Annotated in this window: 17 protein-coding genes, 1 tRNA gene and 1 riboswitch; of the genes, 15 read left to right on the forward strand and 3 right to left on the reverse strand. The window is 64.0% G+C overall.

Annotated elements, in window-relative coordinates:
* Positions 1-9 precede the first annotated feature (9 nt).
* Positions 10-246, forward strand: coding sequence for a ferrous iron transport protein A (locus NZ993_00480; GenBank protein MCS7154274.1), 237 nt, complete (start codon positions 10-12; stop codon positions 244-246).
* Positions 243-2,438, forward strand: a complete 2,196-nt coding sequence (gene feoB / locus NZ993_00485) for a ferrous iron transport protein B (protein ID MCS7154275.1) — start codon at positions 243-245, stop codon at positions 2,436-2,438. The genes NZ993_00480 and feoB overlap by 4 nt, the downstream gene beginning before the upstream one ends.
* A 201-nt stretch (positions 2,439-2,639) precedes the next feature.
* Here the strand turns inward: feoB and NZ993_00490 are convergent, their stop codons facing one another.
* A complete protein-coding gene (locus tag NZ993_00490) occupies positions 2,640-3,341 on the reverse strand; it encodes a DUF4397 domain-containing protein (protein ID MCS7154276.1) in 702 nt (233 codons plus the stop codon).
* A gap of 130 nt (positions 3,342-3,471) precedes the next feature.
* Here NZ993_00490 and bshC point away from each other — a divergent pair, with 130 nt between their 5' ends.
* The 11 genes from bshC to NZ993_00545 all read left to right on the forward strand — a co-directional run bounded on the left by bshC (position 3,472) and on the right by NZ993_00545 (position 14,374).
* The gene (gene bshC / locus NZ993_00495; protein ID MCS7154277.1) at positions 3,472-5,115 is read left to right on the forward strand and encodes a bacillithiol biosynthesis cysteine-adding enzyme BshC; all 1,644 of its coding nucleotides are present in this window, start codon (positions 3,472-3,474) and stop codon (positions 5,113-5,115) included.
* Between the two features lie 4 nt (positions 5,116-5,119).
* Positions 5,120-5,674 carry a 5-formyltetrahydrofolate cyclo-ligase gene (locus NZ993_00500; protein MCS7154278.1) on the forward strand — a complete coding sequence of 185 codons (555 nt, stop codon included), beginning with the start codon at positions 5,120-5,122 and terminating at the stop codon, positions 5,672-5,674.
* Positions 5,675-5,738: 64 nt separating this feature from the next.
* The gene (locus tag NZ993_00505; GenBank protein ID MCS7154279.1) at positions 5,739-6,281 is read left to right on the forward strand and encodes a PspC domain-containing protein; all 543 of its coding nucleotides are present in this window, start codon (positions 5,739-5,741) and stop codon (positions 6,279-6,281) included.
* Between the two features lie 11 nt (positions 6,282-6,292).
* Positions 6,293-6,475, forward strand: a complete 183-nt coding sequence (locus NZ993_00510) for a PspC domain-containing protein (GenBank protein MCS7154280.1) — start codon at positions 6,293-6,295, stop codon at positions 6,473-6,475.
* A gap of 61 nt (positions 6,476-6,536) precedes the next feature.
* Positions 6,537-6,638, forward strand: a riboswitch (TPP riboswitch).
* A 79-nt stretch (positions 6,639-6,717) separates the two neighbouring features.
* Positions 6,718-7,521: a hydroxyethylthiazole kinase gene (thiM, locus tag NZ993_00515; GenBank protein ID MCS7154281.1), complete on the forward strand. Its 804-nt coding sequence runs from the start codon at positions 6,718-6,720 to the stop codon at positions 7,519-7,521.
* A 6-nt stretch (positions 7,522-7,527) separates the two neighbouring features.
* Complete coding sequence (thiE, locus tag NZ993_00520) at positions 7,528-8,184, forward strand: thiamine phosphate synthase (GenBank protein ID MCS7154282.1); 657 nt, start codon at positions 7,528-7,530, stop codon at positions 8,182-8,184.
* Complete coding sequence (gene thiD / locus NZ993_00525) at positions 8,181-8,993, forward strand: bifunctional hydroxymethylpyrimidine kinase/phosphomethylpyrimidine kinase (GenBank protein MCS7154283.1); 813 nt, start codon at positions 8,181-8,183, stop codon at positions 8,991-8,993. The genes thiE and thiD overlap by 4 nt, the downstream gene beginning before the upstream one ends.
* A 5-nt stretch (positions 8,994-8,998) precedes the next feature.
* The gene (tenA, locus tag NZ993_00530; GenBank protein ID MCS7154284.1) at positions 8,999-9,655 is read left to right on the forward strand and encodes a thiaminase II; all 657 of its coding nucleotides are present in this window, start codon (positions 8,999-9,001) and stop codon (positions 9,653-9,655) included.
* Positions 9,652-10,524, forward strand: a complete 873-nt coding sequence (locus tag NZ993_00535; protein MCS7154285.1) for a hypothetical protein — start codon at positions 9,652-9,654, stop codon at positions 10,522-10,524. Before tenA ends, NZ993_00535 begins: the two co-directional genes overlap by 4 nt.
* An 80-nt stretch (positions 10,525-10,604) precedes the next feature.
* The gene (locus tag NZ993_00540; GenBank protein ID MCS7154286.1) at positions 10,605-13,274 is read left to right on the forward strand and encodes a TonB-dependent receptor; all 2,670 of its coding nucleotides are present in this window, start codon (positions 10,605-10,607) and stop codon (positions 13,272-13,274) included.
* 89 nt (positions 13,275-13,363) lie between these two features.
* Entirely contained in the window at positions 13,364-14,374 is a 1,011-nt protein-coding gene (locus NZ993_00545; protein ID MCS7154287.1) for a YncE family protein, read from the forward strand.
* 42 nt (positions 14,375-14,416) lie between these two features.
* On the opposite strand, the gene NZ993_00550 is transcribed toward NZ993_00545, so the two are convergent.
* Positions 14,417-14,491, reverse strand: a tRNA-Val gene (locus NZ993_00550).
* Positions 14,492-14,749: 258 nt separating this feature from the next.
* On the opposite strand from NZ993_00550, the gene groES reads away from it, so the two are divergent.
* Together groES and groL are read left to right on the forward strand one after the other, a co-directional pair.
* Positions 14,750-15,058, forward strand: a complete 309-nt coding sequence (groES, locus tag NZ993_00555) for a co-chaperone GroES (GenBank protein MCS7154288.1) — start codon at positions 14,750-14,752, stop codon at positions 15,056-15,058.
* A 31-nt stretch (positions 15,059-15,089) separates the two neighbouring features.
* Positions 15,090-16,712, forward strand: coding sequence for a chaperonin GroEL (gene groL / locus NZ993_00560; GenBank protein MCS7154289.1), 1,623 nt, complete (start codon positions 15,090-15,092; stop codon positions 16,710-16,712).
* Positions 16,713-16,819: 107 nt separating this feature from the next.
* Here groL and coaBC read toward each other — a convergent pair whose 3' ends face one another.
* Positions 16,820-18,034, reverse strand: a complete 1,215-nt coding sequence (coaBC, locus tag NZ993_00565) for a bifunctional phosphopantothenoylcysteine decarboxylase/phosphopantothenate--cysteine ligase CoaBC (protein MCS7154290.1) — start codon at positions 18,032-18,034, stop codon at positions 16,820-16,822.
* Position 18,035: the final 1 nt, after the last annotated feature.

Raw genomic sequence — 18,035 nt, forward strand, 5'->3', positions numbered from 1 at the left:
GGTTCGGTTATGCGCGTCTCCCATACTGTGTTAGCCCGTCTGAGACCCGGCATGCGCGCCGTGGTGCGGCGTCTGCGCCCGGAGGCCACCGTGCGGCTTTTGGAGATGGGGCTGCTTGAGGGAACGGAGGTCCAGGTGGTGCGCTTCGCCCCACTTGGGGATCCCATGGAGATCCGCGTGCGCGGCTATTTGTTGTCCATTCGCCGGCGCGAGGCGGAGGCCGTAGAGGTGGAGCTCTGTACATGACTCCTCCTCCAACCGTGCGCGCCGAGGCCCGCACGGTGCGGGCCATCTTGGTGGGCAACCCCAATTCTGGAAAGTCCTCTCTCTTCAACGCCCTTACGGGCCTGCGGCAGAAGGTCGGCAATTACCCCGGGGTGACCGTGGAACGCCGCTCGGGCTGGTTTCGGCTCTCCGATGGCACCACGGTTGAGTTGCTCGATCTGCCCGGGATGTACAGCCTAAACCCCAAGTCGCTTGATGAGCAGATCGCCTACGAGACCGCCATAGGCGCCTCTCCCGAGGAGCCCGTGCTTCCGGATTTGGCCCTGATCATCGTCGATGCGAGCAATCTTGAGCGGAATCTGTATCTGGCCACCCAAGTGTTGGACCTGCAAATCCCGGCCGTTATCGCGCTGAACATGCTCGACGTGGCGGCCTCTAAGGGGATCAAGGTCTATCCGCAGGTGCTGCAGGAGCGCTTGGGGGTGCCCGTGGTGCCGATCCGAGCCGATAAGGGTCGTGGAATCGCCGAGCTGCGCAGGGCGATAGAGGAGTTGCTACGCCAATCGCGTCCAGCCCCGAGCCAATGGAGGCCACCTGAGCCGGTGGAGGCCGCTTGCCGGCAGATCGATCGAGAGTGGTTCGACCCATATACGGCCTTAGATGAGCGCGTACATGTAGCAGAATCCCTGCGCGTGCTCACAGATGATCACGCCCTGGAGCGATGGGCCAGAAGGCCGCAAGGGGAGCGGTTGCGCGCCTTGGTGCATCAAGCTCGCGCCGTCTTAGAACAGGCGGGCCTGGATTGGCGCTCCGTCGAGGCTGCGTACCGATATCGTTGGCTGGAGGAGCTGGCTCAGGCAGCTACGGAGCGCGTCCGCACGGTCAGCGAAACGATCACCGACCGGCTTGATCGTGTGCTCGTACACCCATTTTGGGGGCCGGTTCTGTTTGTTGCGCTGCTTGCGCTCATTTTCCAGGCCATTTTCTCCTGGGCCGAGTATCCCATGCAGGGCATCGAGGCCCTCGTGGGATGGGCCCAGGAGCGCGCCCGCGCCCACCTGCCGGGCCCCTGGCTGGCTAGCCTGGTGGCGGACGGCATACTAGCCGGCTTCGGAGCGGTCGTCACCTTTCTACCCCAGATTATGGTGTTGTTCTTCTTCATCGGCCTGCTTGAGGATTCCGGCTACATGGCCCGGGCGGCCTTTATCATGGACCGTTTTATGTCGCGTCTGGGCCTGCATGGGCGCTCCGTAGTGCCGCTCATGAGCGGTTTCGCCTGCGCCATACCGGCCATTATGGCCACGCGCACGATCGAGAACTGGCGCGACCGGCTCATTACGATCCTCGTGGTGCCGCTTATGAGCTGTAGCGCTCGGCTTCCGGTCTACACGCTCATGATCGGGGCCTTCATCCCTGAGAAGCGCATCGCGGGCCTCTTTAGCGCGGCCGGCCTGACGCTGTTGGGTATTTACCTATTGGGTATCGTTATGGCCCTGCTGGCCGCCTGGATCATGAAGCGCCTGATTGCGCGCGAGCAGGCGCCTGTCTTCATTTTGGAGCTACCCCCATACAAGCTTCCCTCGCTTAAGCACGTGCTTTGGCAGATGGGGGACCGGGCCCAAGCTTTCGTCGTGCAGGCGGGGCCGATCATCGTGGCTATCTCGATTCTGCTTTGGTTTCTGGCGAGTTTTCCCGTCTCGGAAGAGCTCCAGCAACGCTACGCGCAGCTCAAGGCGCAGGCCCCAACGGAGGAGGCTCGTCTGAACCTGGAGCGTCAACAGGCGGCCGAGCAGCTGGAGCAAAGCTTCGCAGGACGGCTGGGGCGCCTCATAGAGCCCGTCATCGAGCCCTTGGGGTTCGACTGGAAGATCGGAATCGCCCTCATTACCTCTTTCGCCGCCCGGGAGGTCTTCGTCAGCACCATGGCGACGATCTACAGCGTTGGCGAGGCCGATGAAAACTCCCTCACCCTGCGGCAGCAGCTGCGCGAAGCCCAGGATCCCGCCACCGGACTTCCGGCATACGATTGGCTCGTAGGGCTGTGCGTGATGGTCTTCTTCGCCTTGGCCTGCCAATGTATGAGCACCGTGGCCGTGGTGCGTCGGGAGACGGGCTCCTGGAAGTGGCCGCTTCTCCTGTTGCTTTACATGAACGTTCTGGCCTACGTCGTGACCCTGTTGGTCTATCAGATCGGACGCGTCCTGGGGGCCTGATGCTAAGCGAAATGGGGCAATATGCAGCTATTGCGGCTCTCGGCTTATGGGCCGTTGCCTACTTCGTCGGGTACATGCGCCGTCTGCTGCAAGCGGCCCCTCGGCGGAAGAAGGCTTCTTGCGGCTCCTCCTGTCGGGGGTGCGGGGCGGCCTTTGAGATCGCCCGTCTGGAGCTCAAAGTGCCCTCTTCGTCCGGATCGGCTACGGAATGAGCAGGTGTTCGTAGGAGCGGAAGCGCAAAGGTAGGCCGTGCTGCAGGTTACCGCTACCGGTGATCACGACCGTATACAGGCTGCCGGAGCGCAGCGACAAGCGGGCGCTTACCGTTGAGCGCACCCCATCGGGGCTTAGGTACAGCACCACGTCTCCGGCCTGAAAGGCCCGATAGCCCGTAACGTGACCCGCTTGTCGGAGCGTGATGAGGAGTTCCTGTGGGCTCTCCAGACGAGGCTGCCCGCCTCCGCCTCGAAGGGGGGCGTCTGTGACGAGCAGCCGCCCCACCCCTAAGGCGGCGTGCACGAAGCGCACGTAGGCCTGTCCGGATGGAGGCGCCGTGGTATCGTCTGGTAGCACGAGGGCCTGATTGGGCACTCCAAAAAGAAACAATAGCGAGTATTTACGCTCCGCCTCCATGCGGGGGCTTATGGCGAAAAGCGCCGGAGCGCGGCGGCCCTCCGGAAAAGCCTGAAAGCTGCTCTGCGTCAAGAAGGTCGCATACGAGGTGGCATCGCCGTAGGTGACCCCCACGAAGGCGGGCTTTTTGCCGGCCCATACGTCGACCGTGGCCGCGTATTCTGGGTTGACGTGCACAAACCGCACCCAGGCCGTAGGCTCTTCCTGCGTCTGACAGCCCAAAAGGCAAAGGGCCGGGGTGGCCAGCCGCAGGATAAGACGTCTGCCCATCGGGGCTCTCCTCTTGTTTCAGCACAAATTGCGCAGGGTCGAAGAGCAAAACAAGGTGCCTCGGCGGTCCTCATGAAGTAGCCGCGGGTTTTTGGTTATCTTGTCCTCCTACCTAGGGCGAGAAGTGATCATGGAAGGGTTCTCGACGACGCATATCGAGGAGGCCTGTTCTTGGCAAGCAATCCCCTCCAATACGCTTTTCCGCGCCTATTTGCGGGCCGAGCAGAGCCTACGCGCCCTTTGGCTGGGTCCCCATTACGCGGATTGGCGGGCCGGCGGATTTGCGGTTCCCCAAGACGGGCGACGCGCCCATCTTCGGGCGCTTTCCGAAGTGCTCCTGGCGCAGGTGCGTCGGCTCGGGGGAGACGCGCAGGCCCAATCGGCGGCGCGCGTTCTAGCCCATCCTGAGGCTCTGGCCGTGGTAACGGGCCAGCAGGTCGGTCTGCTGGGAGGGCCGTTGTACACGTTCTACAAGATCCTCACCGCGCTGCAGCTGCGCCAGGCCGTGCAGGAACGGCATCCGGATCGGCCTGTGGTGGCCGTCTTTTGGCTTGAGGGGGAGGATCATGATCTGCGCGAGGTCAATCAGCTGGCCTGGCCCGCCGATGGGACCCTGATGCGGGCCCATCTTCAGCTCAAGGAGGAGCGTCCCATAGCCATGTGCGCGCGCCTGTTGCCTGAGGAGATCTCCGATTGGCTGGGCGCGCTTTGGAGCCGGCTGCCCGATACCCCCTATGCTGGGCCGGTGCGCTCTCAACTGGAGGCCGCCTACCAGCCGGGGCGTTCTTGGAGTGAGGCGTTTGCGCGCTTGTTGTACGGCCTTTTTGCGGATACCGGACTGGTGCTGCTTGATCCGGCTGATCCGGCTCTTAAGAGGCTTTGGGAGGAGTTTTTCGTGCGCGTCCTTCGAGAGTGGCCCCAGGTCTTCCGGTCGCTGCGGGAGCAGTCCGAGCGCCTCAGCGCCCAAGGCTATGAACTGCCGCTTCGCCCGCGACCGATAGGCCTGTTTTGGATGGAGCCCGACGGGGAGCGACGGGCCCTGGAGCCGGAGCCCGATGCGCGGGTGCGCTGGCGCGGCACAGATCGCAGCTGGACGCAGGCGGAACTATTGGATCGCGTCCGCATTGAGCCGGAGCGCATAAGCCCCGGGGTCGCCTTGCGGCCCCTGGCGCAAGATTGGTTGCTGCCTACGGTGGCCTACGTGGCCGGCCCGGCTGAGGTGGCTTACTGGGCCCAAGTTCTGGCCCTGTATCCGCACTTTGGGCTTAGACCGCCCGTGGTGTGGCCACGCCTGAGCGCGACGCTCTTAGATCCCGCAGCCCTGCGTCTGTTGGAACGACTGGGGTTGCGGTTTGTCGAGCTCTTTGAGCGCGCGGAGCTGTTGCAGGAGCGCCTGCTGGCCCGGTACGCCCCCTTGTCTGTTCCCTTCTCGGCCGCGCGCGCGGCCATCGAGGCTGGCCTGGAGCAGTTGCTCGCCCCCGTGCGGGAGCTGGATCCCACGCTTGAGGGAGCTTGGGGGCGGACCCGAGCGCGTATTCTCCAGGAGCTGGAGGCGCTAGAGGTGCGCACCCGGCGCGCGCAACGGCGTCGTCACGCCGAGCTGCTTGCGCAGCTACTGCGGCTGCTGTCCCATGTTGCGCCCGAAGGGGAGCTACAGGAACGCGTCTGGAGCACCGCATACGCCCTGCTGCGCTGGGGGCCGGAATCGCTCCGGGAGCGGCTTACGGAGCACGCCCTGAATCCAGATCGTCACCATCTGGTCCGCATGCCCTAAAGCCATGATCCAGAAGGCCCTCTGGCGGGCGCATTGCCGCGCCTATCGAGCCGCCTTACAAGAGGCAGAATACGTCGAGCGGAGCGCCCGCATCAGAGATCATCTGCTTGCACTTCCCGAGTGGAGCCGGGCTCGTGTGGTGGCGCTTTATCGGCCCCTGCGCGCTCGTCGCGAGGTGGATGTGGGCCCCCTTTTTTCGGCGGCCTGGGCGGCGGGCAAACGCGTGCTAGCGCCCGTTATGGCAAATCAAACGCTGCACTTCGGAACCGTTTACCCCGACACCCGCTGGCGTTTGGGTCCCTACGGTGTCGAGGAACCGGAGTCATGGGATCTGGGTGCCTTCGCGCCTGACCTCATTGTGGTCCCTTCGCTGGGCGCGGATCGGTTGGGATACCGGATCGGATACGGCAAGGGCTACTACGACCGGGCTCTACGGGGCCAGGGCGCCTTCTTGGTAGCCCCTGTCTACGAGGCCTGCGTAGCGGAGCGCCTCTGTTCGGAGCCGTACGACGTGCCCGTGCATGCGCTGGTAACCGAAGAAGGCGTTTGGCGCCCGTAACCCCAAAGGCCTTGAACGCGTACAAACACCTGTATCTCGTTGGTGCGCACAAGGAGAGGCCACCATGCAGGAGCTCCATCCCCAAACGTTTACCGCCTCCGAAGCCGAAGTGGAGGCGTATCTGCGGAGGCTAGAGCAAACCCAAACACCCGAGGGGCCCTCGAGGCTGGCTACGTTTGCCGGCTTGGCTCTGATCGCGGCCGGCCTGCTGTATCTAGCCCAGCGGATCGGGGCTCCAATCGGTTGGGATCTTTCTGGGCTTGTGCGCGCGCTCCCCATTCTGGGTGGGGTCTTGATCCTCTTGCTGGGGCTTGGCGTGTTGGCGCGTCCTCGACGTCCTCGCCCTAGTCCGGACCCCCCTGTAGCGGCCGAAAGTCCACCCCAACCCAGGCGTCTGCGGCGATCCCAGCAGGGAAAGATCGCCGGTGTTTGCTCCGGGATCGCCGAATACTTTGGGATTGATCCCACGCTGATGCGGCTTCTGTTTGTGGTGCTCACCCTCTTTTTTAGCGGCACGGGCATCCCTCTATATCTGGTGCTCTGGTGGATTATGCCCCCAGCCTCAAGCTCCTCTGCGCGGGCGCGCCAAATCCCGATACGCGATTAGGAGGTATGGCGATGGCTCAGCTAGCGCGCTCGCGCACGGAACGCAAGCTGCTTGGGGTCTGCGGAGGTCTGGCTCGCTACTTTGGGCTCGATCCCACGTTGGTGCGCGCGGTCTACGCTGCGCTCACGCTCTTTAGCGTTGGCACGGGGATACTGGTGTACCTGCTGCTGGCGCTCGTGTTGCCGGAGGAGTAGCCCCACGCCGTTTTTCCGGCCTACGATTGCCTGCAGTGAGCTTTCCTTGCTACTTTCCTTTGGGTTCCGTTGGGGGTGCCCCGCTATCAGGGCAGGGCTGAGAGGATACCCTTTGAACCTGATCCGGGTAATGCCGGCGAAGGGAATACGGGGCCAGATTATGGACTTGTCTGCGCCTTTGTCCCCCTAGCCTCATCCCCAATATCCCCCGCAGACCCAACTAGCTAATGAGGAGGTTTGCTATGCGCGAGGAAGCCGTGCGCGCCCTGTGGGCGGATGTGCAGGCCATTCGGTCTCGATCGCCGCTGGTGCACAACATCACGAACTACGTCGTCATGAACACCACGGCCAACGCGCTATTGGCCATCGGGGCCTCGCCCGTCATGGCGCACGCCGAAGAGGAGGTCGAAGCCATGGTGGAGCTTGCCGGGGCGCTTGTGGTCAACATCGGCACCTTAAGCCCCCCGTGGGTGCGGGCTATGGAGCGCGCCATGGGGCGCGCCCATGAACGCGGAGTGCCGATCGTCTTTGACCCCGTTGGAGTGGGGGCGACGCCCTATCGAACCGAAACGGCGCGGATGCTCATAGAGCGCGCCAGGCCCACCGTGATCCGGGGCAACGCCTCGGAGATCGCCTCGCTTGCCGGGGTGGAGGTGCGCACCAAGGGGGTCGATAGCACCCTGGACTCCGAGTCCGTGGTGGGGTTGGCGCGCAAACTGAGCTCGGAGCTGGGCTGCGTGATCTGCATAAGCGGGCGCGTCGATTACATCGCCTCCGGCGGGCAGGTGCGGGCCGTGCACAACGGGCATCCCCTCATGCCTCGCGTAACGGGGATGGGCTGCACGGCTAGCGCCCTCTGCGGCGCGTTCGTGGCCGTTAACACCGATTTCGCGCAGGCCACAACGCACGCCATGGCGGTCATGGGGATCGCCGGCGAATTGGCCGCCGAGGGGGCTGAGGGCCCCGCCAGCTTTCAGGTGCGCTTCCTGGACGCCCTCTACCGGCTTTCGGAAGCGGACATCCAAGGGCGGCTTCGCATGGAGTAAGGTCTTATGCCATGGCTGTATCTGGTGACGGATCGCGAACTGATCGGCAATAGACCTCTGGAGGAGGTCGTGTTGGAGGCCGTCCGAGGGGGTGTCAAGATGGTGCAGCTTCGCGAAAAGCGGGCCAGCACGCGCCAATACGTCGAGCTGGCCGAACGCCTGCACGCGCTGCTCCGCCCCCTGGGGGTGCCCCTTATCATCAACGACCGCGTGGACGTGGCCTTGGCCGTCGGGGCTGAGGGGGTGCACATCGGACAGCAGGATATGCCCTATGAACACGCACGTCGGCTTTTGGGTCCGGAGGCGATCATCGGGCTATCGGTGGAGAGCATGGAGGAGCTTGCAGAGGCGGAAGCCTACGAGGTCTCGTATCTGAGCATCAGCCCCGTCTTCCCGACACCCACGAAGACCGACACCAAGGGGGCCTGGGGCCTAGAGGGGTTGGCCGAGGCGCGTCGCCGATCCCGGCATCGGCTCGTTGCGATAGGCGGAATCGGGCCACACAACGTGCGCCTCGTTCTTGAGGCTGGGGCCAACGGCATCGCCGTGGTCTCCGCTATTTGCGCCGCTCCGGACCCGCGCGAAGCGGCGCAGGCGCTGCAGCGGGAAATCGAGCGCTTCGAGACCGAACGAGCCTCCTGGAGAGGAGAACAACAGAGATGAGCAAGCGATATGCGCGAGCGCTTACGATCGCCGGCTCCGACTCCGGAGGCGGGGCCGGTATACAGGCGGATCTGAAGACCTTCTCCGCGCTCGGCTGCTATGGGCTGAGCGTGATCACGGCTCTTACGGCGCAGAACACGCAACGAGTGCGCGCCGTCTACCCCGTGTCCGCGGATTTCATCGGAGCCCAACTGGATGCCGTGCTTGAGGACATCGGGGCCGACGCGATCAAGATCGGCATGCTGCATACGGAGTCCGTAATCCAAACCGTGGCCGAACGGCTCAGCCGATACGGAGCCGCCCCCGTGGTGTTGGACCCCGTCATGGTGGCCAAGTCCGGAGACCGGCTCTTGGAGCAGGCGGCGATCGAGGCGCTTCGCGAACGCCTATTGCCCTTGGCCACGGTGATCACGCCCAATCTGCCGGAGGCCGAGGTGCTGCTCGGCCAAGCCATCCGGTCCCGAGACGAGATGCCGGATGCGGCGCGCAAACTGCTGGAGCTCGGCCCGGAGGCGGTGCTTCTGAAAGGAGGGCACCTGGGGGGCTCGACGAGCCCGGATCTATTGCTTTGGCGCTCGGCTCCGGAGCCCGTGTGGTTGGAGGCGGAGCGGATCCAAACCCGCAACACGCACGGAACCGGTTGCACGCTTTCCTCGGCCATCGCGGCCCATCTGGCTCGGGGTTATGAGCTGCTCGAGGCCGTGCGCTTGGCCAAGGCCTTCTTAAGCGAAGCTCTCCGATACGGGGCCGTCTACGAGCTCGGGGCCGGACGCGGACCGGTGCATCATTTTTATCGGTATTGGGAGTAGGGGGTATGCGGATCTCCGAAAGCCTTTGGCGTTCGATTGAGCCGATTTACGACGCCATTCTGCGGCATCCGTTTAACCAGGAGCTAGCGCGAGGCGAACTGGCGTGTGAGCGCTTTGCCTTTTACCTGCAGCAGGATGCGCTGTATCTGGTTGACTTCGGCAGGGCCCTGGCCCTTATGGCCGCTCGGGCCCATGAGGCCGAAGACGTGCTGGCCTTTGCGCGCTTCGCCCAGGGGGCCGTCGAGGTGGAACGTGCCCTGCATGAGAGCTATTTCCGGGAGTTGGGCATTCGGAAGCCCCTCCAGGTCCAAAGTCCGGCCTGTTTTGCGTACACGAACTTTCTGCTAGCCACGGCTGCCTGCCGCAGCCTCGAGGAGGGCATGGCAGCGCTGCTGCCCTGCTTTTGGATTTATCGGGAGGTGGGGCGGGCCATATATGCGCAGGCAAGCCCCGATAACCCGTATCGGCGGTGGATCGACACGTACGCCAGCGAGCAATTCGCAAGCTGGGTAGAGCGGGCGATCGCGATGACCGACCGCTTCGCGGCGGGAGCTTCTAAGCGGACGCGCGCCCTCATGCAGAGGGCTTTTGAGGCCTCAGCTCGCCTGGAATGGATGTTCTGGGACAGCGCCTACCGCATGGAGAGTTGGCCGCCCGCTTGAAGGTGGGTTGGGTGATCCTGGACTGGTCCGGCACCCTGAGCGCCACCTCTGTGGCCTTCGGCCGTCCGGACTCGCTTCGGGCCGCGCTCAAGGAGGCGGGCCTAGCCGAGTCGGGGCTAGAAGACCCCGAGCGCTTCTGGCGTGAGATCGTCATCCCCACCTGGCAGGAGGGGAGCACCAGCGCTATAGGTTACGGCGCGCTTATTGCGCGGCAGCTAGTGCGCTCGCATCCGGCTGGAGCGGCGATCGAGCCAGAGCTCTTAAGGCGGGCCCGGCGCTTTGTGGGAGCTTATCTAGAGGCCTCGGCCCCGGATCCGATTTGGAGGCCTTTGTTGGAGCGGTGGTCACGTCATCCAGGGTTGCGCCTGCTCATCGCCACAGACCACTACGCGGAGGCTACGGAGGCCTTCTTGCGCCATCTAGAGGCCTGGGGCGTTCCGGTGCGCGTTCTGCGCTGGCCTTCGGCCTCCGATCCGAGGCCGGAGGAGGCCGCCGCCGAGCCAGCGCCGATTTACTTGGCCAACTCCGCCGACGTCGGGGCCACCAAGGATTCCCCGCGTTTTTGGGGTCGCGTGCGCCGTCTTCTGCCTGAGCGGCCCGTCCGCGCCTGGGTGATCGACGACTTCGGGGCCAACGAGCTCAGCGAGGACCCTTATTCGGCGGCCTCCAGACGGCGCCAGGAGCGGGTCTTGAGCGCTATGGCGGAGAGCTGGCGCGTGCCCGTGGAGGGGTTTTGGCTGCTCGTCCCGGACCTAGGCCGCGATCCGGAAGCCGCCTTGACGCGTTATCGAAGCCGGGTGCACGAGGCGGCCCAGTGGCTGGAGCGCCGGCTTCGGGCGTGGGAGGCGGGACGCTTGCACCTGGCCTAAAAAGCCCGTATCATGTCGTGGTCACGTTTAGCTATTTAGCCCCATTGGGGCAGTCTTTATCCGGCAAGGAGGAGGCTCGTATGCGCTGGATGATCATCCCGATCGCGATTGGGCTGGGCGCCCTGAGCCTGGCGCCAGCAGCCTGGGCCCAACCTGCCCGGGTTCAAGGTCAGGTTGTGGATGCGAGCACAGGCGAACCCCTGCCCGGCGCAAACGTTCTGCTTGTGCGCTCAGGGGAACAGGCTCCCGCTGCCGGCGCCGCAACCGACGTGCAGGGCCGTTATAGCCTGCAGGCGTCAGCCGGCTCCTATAGGCTCCTGGTGCGGTTTGTGGGCTATGAGGAGGCCGAGCGCCCCGTTACGCTAGAGGCCGGTCGGACGTTGACCGTGGATTTCGCTCTTCGGGCCACCCCGCTTTTGCTCAATCCCGTTGTGGTGACCGGATCGCGCAGGCCCGAGAAGGTCCTGGACGCGCCCATGTCGATATCCGTGCTCGAAGCGCGCGAGCTAGAACGCAACGCCTTGCCCAACACAGCGGCGGTGCTTCGGACCGTGCCCGGCGTGGACGTTTCTCAGTCCGCCTTGAACCGATACCAGATCTCCCTGCGCGGCTTCAACACCGTCTTTGTGGCCAAGACGTATGCGCTGGTCGATTACCGACAGGCCACCACGCCCAGCCTGGGCATCAACGAGTACTCCGCGATGCCCATTTCGCCCCTGGATGTAGCCCGCATAGAGGTCGTGCGCGGACCGGGTTCGGCCCTTTACGGGGCCGGTGTCGAGCAGGGGGTGGTGCACTTTATCACCAAAGACCCCTTCGCCTATCCCGGGACCTCGCTTATGGTTGGGGGCGGACAGCGCGCCATCTTCCAAGGAGCCCTGCGGCATGCGGCGATCCTGGGCAACCGGTTCGCCTACAAGATCGTCGGCCAGTATAGCCGAGGCGAAGATTGGAAGCTGGATCCGAATGATCCGCACGACAAGGCCATGCTGGATGCCATCCACCCCAAATGGGGAGGGCGCGATTATACGACCTACAACGGCTACGCTAGCCTAACGCTGCAATACCGGCTGGGCTCGGATGCAATGCTGACCGGCACGGCCGGATACTCTCAGTTCCGGCAGACGGTGCTCGCCAACACGGGGGAGAACGCGGTCAAGGACTTCTCCGTTCGATACGCACAGCTGCGCCTGCGGGCCGGTGGGTTCTTTGCTCAGATCTTCTACACAGGCAACGACGGGGGCAAGACGCACTTCTATCGCAGCCCCATTGACGTGGTCGAACGTTCTTTTCTGACCTCGGGCCAAGCCCAATACAGCTGGTCCATGTGGCGCGACAGACAGCAGTTCGTCCTGGGCCTGGACTACCGCCGTACGGTGCCGCGGACCGGAGGCACGATTCACGGTCGCTTTGAGGACCGGGACAACATGGTGGAGCTCGGCGGATACCTGCAATCTCAGACCAGCCTGCTTTCAAATCTGGACCTCGTGTTGACGGGGCGCCTGGATCGCGACAACGTGATCCGTAAGGTGCAGTTCTCCCCCCGGGTAGGTCTGGTCTATAAGCCCTCCGCAAGTCACAGCCTCCGGGCCACCTATAATCGGGCCTTCACCACCCCGGCCGGCATCAACTTTTTCATCGACCTCTTCATCGAGGACCGCGGGCCCTTCGGTGTCCGCGGGGTCGGCACGGTCGATGGCTGGACCTTCGCGGCACAGCCCCAGACCTCAAGCTTTATCCCCGGGGTGCGCGCCTGGCCCGGCATCGGAATCCCGCTTCAGGTGGCTTACACAGCCGTAACGAGCGCCATCACGGCTTCGGGTCAACCGCTAGCCCCGTTGCGCACGCTGCTTTTGAGCCGAGCCCCCCAGATCACGGGCTTCTCCGCCGGGTCTATGATCGACGCCCAACGCCGGCCCGTGACGCGGCTGGAGAACGTGCCCCAGGCTCGGCAGACGATCACCAACAGCTGGGAACTGGGCTACAAGGGCCTGTTTGGAGGTCGGCTGGCCGTGAGCCTGGATCTGTACTACACGCGCAAGCGCAATTTCCTGAGCGAGCTACAGCCCTTTACGCCGCTGGTTGCTGTGCCCCGCCTTCCGGACGACCTGGCCAACGCCGTGGCGGCCGCGTTCACGGACGCCGAACTGCGCGCCTTCGGGCTGACCCGCGCGCAGCTTGCGGCCATCTACCGGCAGGCCGCCGCCTCCATAGCGGCCAACCCGATCGGGCTTATCGAACCCCAAGAGAACTTCAACCCCAACCGCAAACCCGAGCTGCTCTTGAGCTACATCACCTTTGGACGCGTCTCCTACTACGGAGCCGACTTGGCCCTGCAGTGGTATCCGAACCCGCGCTGGAGCCTTTGGGGTAATCTCTCCTGGCTAAGCGATACGTACTTCGACGACGAGGAGCTGGGTGAGCCCGGTACGGGGCGGGAGATCGCCATGAACGCGCCCCGAATCAAAGCCCGAGCCGGAGCCGAGTACGCGGCCCCGGCCGGATGGTCGCTGAGCCTAACGGGACAGTACGTAGACGGCTTCGAGGTGCGCTCCGGCATCTTTAGCGGCCGCGTTGAAGACTATTTTCTGCTGGACGTGGGTGCAGGCTATGACCTGAGCCCCGTTGTGCGCGGCCTGCGCCTGGATGTGCTGGTGCAAAACGCCCTGGATCATCGGCACCGGCAGTACATCGGAGCGCCCAAGATCGGACGCCTCATCACGGCCCGGCTGCTGTACGCGTTGCCGTGAGCAAAGGCATGGGCTGACCGCAGCGCAACACCCCACCCGGCGGGGCGGGGTGTTGCGCTGCTATGGGGACGGAAGCGGGAGCGGAAGCGATGCGCTTACTAGGGTTGTTGTTGTGGGCTTTTGGAGCGGCAGAGGACTTTTCGGGCTCGGCGCTTGTGCTCAACAAAACCGACGGCACGGTGTGGCGTATAGACCTGCGCACGGGTTCAGTGCAGACGACTTGGCAGCTTGGAGAGGGGCCACATGAGGTACTGCTCTCTTCGGACGGCCGCTGGGCCGTGGTCGCGCTCTACGGCACGGCCCAGCAGCCCGGATCGGCGCTCGCGGTGCTGGATTTGGGCGGCCAAGAGCCCATCCGGCGCATCGAGCTTGCCCCGTACAGCCGCCCGCATGGTCTGGCCTGGTGGGGACGTGACACGCTGCTGGTCACCGCCGAGGCCCAAGCTCGTCTACTCCTTGTGTCCTTCTCCCAGGGCCGCGTGTTGGGGGCCATCCCCACGGAGGCTCGTCTTTCACACATGGTCGCGGCCGATCCCAGCCGAGGACGGGCCTTTACCGCCAACATCGGATCAGGTTCGATAAGCGCTCTAGAGGTGCGCTCAGGCCGCTTTCTGGCCCAGGTGCCCACCGGGGCGGGCGCCGAAGGTATCGCGTTGCGACCGGGTGCGCGCGAGCTTTGGGTTACGAACCGGGCCGCGCATACGATCAGCATTCTAGACCCAGATGGGCTGCGCGTGCTCGATAGCCTCCCTTGTCCGGGCTTCCCGATACGCATCGCCTTTACGCCCGACGGATCTCGGGCGCTTGTCTCATGCGCCGAAAGCGGCGAAGTGGCGGTCTTCGAGGCCGCTTCGCGCCGGCTTCTGGGTCGCGTTCGGATCCCCGCTCCAGAATCCGACGTGCCCCCGGGCCGGCTCTTTGGCTCCCGTTTCGGGAAAAGCCCTGTGCCCATCGGGTTGGCCCTTTCTCCCGATGGCCGATATGCTCTTGTGGCGGCAAGCTATGCGGACCGGGTGCACGTGATAGCGCTCGACGCTTTACGCCTTGTGGCGAGTTTTCGCACCGGTCAGGAGCCGGACGGAATAGCCTGGGCGCCCTAAAACAGAAGGGGCTCCAGCGAGGCATTGGAGCCCCTGCATGCGTGGGCCGTAGTGGACTCGAACCACTGACCTCTACCGTGTCAAGGTAGCGCTCTAGACCACCTGAGCTAACGGCCCCCTGGAAACAAAGATAGGCCAAGCGCTGAAGGGCTGTCAAGAAATCGGATTCTGGCTTCGGATCCGTATCCCAGACTAAGCGGGTTCCTGGAGAGCTAGGTCCTCCTGAGGGGCTCACGCCTTGTCAGGGAAGCCTGTCAATTCCGAAGCGCGATCTGCCAAAACAGACAGCCAATCGGCTTTGGCACGCTTTTTATTAACGCAGGTCGGCGTCAATCGGTGGAACGCAACCCAAGCACAATACAGGAGGGCATGTATATGGTCGCCGTAACCGAGAAGGTCGCCATTCGTCCGCTCGCCGATCGCGTCATTGTTAAGCCCGCTCCGCCGGAGGAGGTTACCAAAAGTGGGCTCGTAATCCCTGACACGGCCAAAGAGAAGCCCCAGCGCGGCACCGTGGTGGCCGTCGGACCTGGCAAGATCGAAAACGGGGTCAAGATCGAAATGACCGTTAAGGTCGGTGATGAGGTCCTGTATGGCAAATACGCTGGGACCGAGGTCACGATCGACGGGGAAGAGTACCTCATCATGCGGGAATCGGACATCTTCGGCATCATCGAAAAATAAGAAAACCATAGCGATAGGAGGATGAGGCACTATGGCGGCAAAGTGGATTTACTTTGACAGCGAAGCGCGTGCGGCCCTCAAGCGCGGGGTCGATCAGCTGGCCGATGCGGTGAAGGTCACCCTGGGTCCCAAGGGCCGCAACGTGATCATCGAGAAGAAGTTCGGGGCCCCCACAGTGACTAAGGACGGGGTGACGGTAGCCAAGGAGGTGGAGCTGGAGGACAAGCTGGAGAACATCGGGGCCCAGATGGTCCGTGAGGTGGCCTCGAAGACTTCGGACGTGGCCGGAGACGGCACCACGACGGCCACGGTGTTAGCGCAGGCCATTTTCTCACAGGGGCTTAAGAACGTCACGGCTGGCGCCAATCCGATGGAGCTCAAGCGCGGCATCGAGAAGGCCGTGGCCAAAGTGGTCGAGGGGCTTCGCGAGCTGAGCCGGGAGATCCAGTCGAAGGAAGAGATCGCGCAAGTGGCGGCCATTTCGGCCAACAACGACGAGGAGATCGGCCGGCTCATCGCAGATGCGATGGAGAAGGTGGGCAAGGACGGCGTGATCACGGTCGAGGAGGCCAAGGGCATCGAGACAACCCTTGAGTTCGTCGAGGGCATGCAGTTCGATCGGGGCTACCTGAGCCCGTATTTCATCACCAACGCCGATCAGATGACGGCCGAGCTCGAAGAGCCCCTGATCTTGATCCATGATAAGAAGATCAGCTCCATGAAGGACCTGCTGCCCCTCCTGGAGAAGATTGTGCAGGCAGGCCGGTCCTTGCTCATCATCGCTGAAGAGGTGGAAGGCGAAGCCCTGGCCACGCTGGTGGTGAACAAGCTGCGGGGCGTGCTCAAGGTCTGCGCCGTCAAGGCGCCGGGCTTTGGGGATCGCCGCAAGGCTATGCTGGAGGACATCGCCATCCTGACCGGCGGGCAGGTGATCTCCGAGGAGCGCGGCTTTAAGCTCGAGAACGTGACGCTGGACTACCTGGGCCGGGCTAAGAAAGTGGTCGTAGACAAGGATAACACCACGATCGTGGAGGGCTACGGCCGCAAGGAGGACATCAAGGCCCGTATCCAGCAGATCAAGGCGCAGATCGAGAAGACCACCTCCGATTACGACCGGGAGAAGCTGCAGGAGCGCCTAGCTAAGTTGGCCGGCGGTGTGGCCGTGATCAATATCGGGGCCGCAACCGAGGTGGAGATGAAGGAGAAGAAGGCGCGTGTGGAGGACGCTCTGCACGCTACGCGGGCGGCGGTCGAAGAGGGCATTGTGCCCGGTGGTGGCGTGGCGCTCGTCCGGTGCATCAAGAAGCTAGATGAGCTCCAGCTTGAGGACCCGGATCAGCGCATCGGCGTCTCGATTGTGCGTCGGGCCCTGGAGGAGCCACTGCGGCAGATCGCGGAGAACGCCGGTTGGGAGGGCTCGGTGGTCCTGCAGAAGGTGATCGAGGCCCAAGAGGTGGACTTCGGCTTCAACGCGCGCACGGAGCAGTTCGGGTCCATGTACAAGATGGGCATCGTCGATCCCACCAAGGTCGTGCGCGTGGCTCTGGAGAACGCCGCTTCCGTGGCTGGCCTCCTGCTGACCACGGAGGCCGTGATTGTAGAGAAGCCGGAGGAGAAGAAGGAGCCCGCCACCTCTCCGCCGATGGACTACTGAGGGGAGAGTTCTCTGCCCGCCCCCGCCCTGCCCGAGAGGGCGGGGGCTTTTTTATTTTCTGGAGGCCCCGGGGGCGTACGGGCAGGCGAAAGGCGAGGGTGGGAGGATCAGGAGTCCAACTCGGAGGCGATCAGATCGAGTAGCTCAGCGGCCAGGGCTCGTTTGGGCTGTAACGGCAGGATGCGCGTGCGCCCATCGGTAAAGAAGACGGTCACCCGATTGGTGTCATGTCCGAAACCGGCGCCGGGCTCGTGAGGGTTGTTGAGGACGATCATATCCAGGTTCTTGCGCCGTAGTTTGTCGCGCGCATAGGCCTCGCCGTTTTGCGTCTCCAGCGCAAAGCCCACAAGAAGCTGTCCGGGTCGCTTGTGCCGGCCAAGCCATTCCAGAATGTCCGGTGTGGGGCGCAGTCGCAGCTGCAGGCCGCCGGTGTGTTGAGCTTTTTTGATCTTGCCGGGTTTCGGATGGGCGGGGGCGAAGTCGGCCACGGCCGCGGACATGATCACGACGTCGGCTTCAGACTCCGCCTGAACGGCCCGCAGCATCTCCTCGGCCGTCCGTACATCTATTCGCCGCACCCCAGCAGGAGTGGGCAGGTACACGGGCCCCGTGATGAGCACCACCTCCGCTCCGCGGCGCGCGGCCTGTTCGGCTAAGGCGAAACCCATCTTGCCGCTGGAGAAATTGCTGATAAAGCGCACCGCATCGATGGGTTCCACCGTGGGGCCGGCCGTGACGAGCACGCGCCGACCTTGCCAGCGCAAGTTCACCTCCGCAAGCTCCTGCATACGGGCCACGATCGCCTCCGGCTCCGGCATGCGGCCCCAGCCCTCCAGGCCGCTGGCCAGAGGGCCGTATTCGGGCTCCATGATGACGTAGCCGTACGCGCGCAAGCGCTCCAGATTGGCCTGGGTGGCGGGATGCCGGTACATGTCCTCGTCCATGGCGGGGCAGAGCAAGACGGGACAGCGGGCCGAAAGCAGGGTGGCCGTGAGCATGGAATCGGCCATGCCCCAGGCGAGCTTGGCCGCCGTGGTGGCCGTAAGAGGGGCCACAACGATAAGCTGCGCCCACCGGCCCAGGTGAACGTGTTGCGTCCAAGAGCCCTCTAAGCCTGTTTCGTGAGGTGGAAAAAGCTCGATCAGCACCTGGGATTCGGCCAGCGTGCCCAGCGTAAGCGGGGAGATGAAGCGGGTCGCCGTCGGGGTCATGAGCACGCGTACCTGCAAGCCCTGCCGCTTCAGCAGACGCACAAGCTCCGCCGCCTTGTAAGCAGCGATGCTGCCCGTTACCCCGAGGACGACTCGCTCCAACTTGGGCATA

The organism is Bacteroidota bacterium, from assembly GCA_025059945.1.
GTDB lineage: Bacteria > Bacteroidota > Rhodothermia > JANXDC01 > JANXDC01 > JANXDC01.

Excerpts from the sequence above, each read along its gene's own strand:
- NZ993_00480 (MCS7154274.1), top strand. The coding sequence starts at position 10 with ATGCGCGTCTCCCATACTGTGTTAGCCCGTCTGAGACCCGGCATGCGC.
- feoB (MCS7154275.1), top strand. The coding sequence starts at position 243 with ATGACTCCTCCTCCAACCGTGCGCGCCGAGGCCCGCACGGTGCGGGCC.
- NZ993_00490 (MCS7154276.1), bottom strand. The coding sequence starts at position 3,341 with ATGGGCAGACGTCTTATCCTGCGGCTGGCCACCCCGGCCCTTTGCCTT.
- bshC (MCS7154277.1), top strand. The coding sequence starts at position 3,472 with ATGGAAGGGTTCTCGACGACGCATATCGAGGAGGCCTGTTCTTGGCAA.
- NZ993_00500 (MCS7154278.1), top strand. The coding sequence starts at position 5,120 with ATGATCCAGAAGGCCCTCTGGCGGGCGCATTGCCGCGCCTATCGAGCC.
- NZ993_00505 (MCS7154279.1), top strand. The coding sequence starts at position 5,739 with ATGCAGGAGCTCCATCCCCAAACGTTTACCGCCTCCGAAGCCGAAGTG.
- NZ993_00510 (MCS7154280.1), top strand. The coding sequence starts at position 6,293 with ATGGCTCAGCTAGCGCGCTCGCGCACGGAACGCAAGCTGCTTGGGGTC.
- thiM (MCS7154281.1), top strand. The coding sequence starts at position 6,718 with ATGCGCGAGGAAGCCGTGCGCGCCCTGTGGGCGGATGTGCAGGCCATT.
- thiE (MCS7154282.1), top strand. The coding sequence starts at position 7,528 with ATGCCATGGCTGTATCTGGTGACGGATCGCGAACTGATCGGCAATAGA.
- thiD (MCS7154283.1), top strand. The coding sequence starts at position 8,181 with ATGAGCAAGCGATATGCGCGAGCGCTTACGATCGCCGGCTCCGACTCC.
- tenA (MCS7154284.1), top strand. The coding sequence starts at position 8,999 with ATGCGGATCTCCGAAAGCCTTTGGCGTTCGATTGAGCCGATTTACGAC.
- NZ993_00540 (MCS7154286.1), top strand. The coding sequence starts at position 10,605 with ATGCGCTGGATGATCATCCCGATCGCGATTGGGCTGGGCGCCCTGAGC.
- NZ993_00545 (MCS7154287.1), top strand. The coding sequence starts at position 13,364 with ATGCGCTTACTAGGGTTGTTGTTGTGGGCTTTTGGAGCGGCAGAGGAC.
- groES (MCS7154288.1), top strand. The coding sequence starts at position 14,750 with ATGGTCGCCGTAACCGAGAAGGTCGCCATTCGTCCGCTCGCCGATCGC.
- groL (MCS7154289.1), top strand. The coding sequence starts at position 15,090 with ATGGCGGCAAAGTGGATTTACTTTGACAGCGAAGCGCGTGCGGCCCTC.
- coaBC (MCS7154290.1), bottom strand. The coding sequence starts at position 18,034 with ATGCCCAAGTTGGAGCGAGTCGTCCTCGGGGTAACGGGCAGCATCGCT.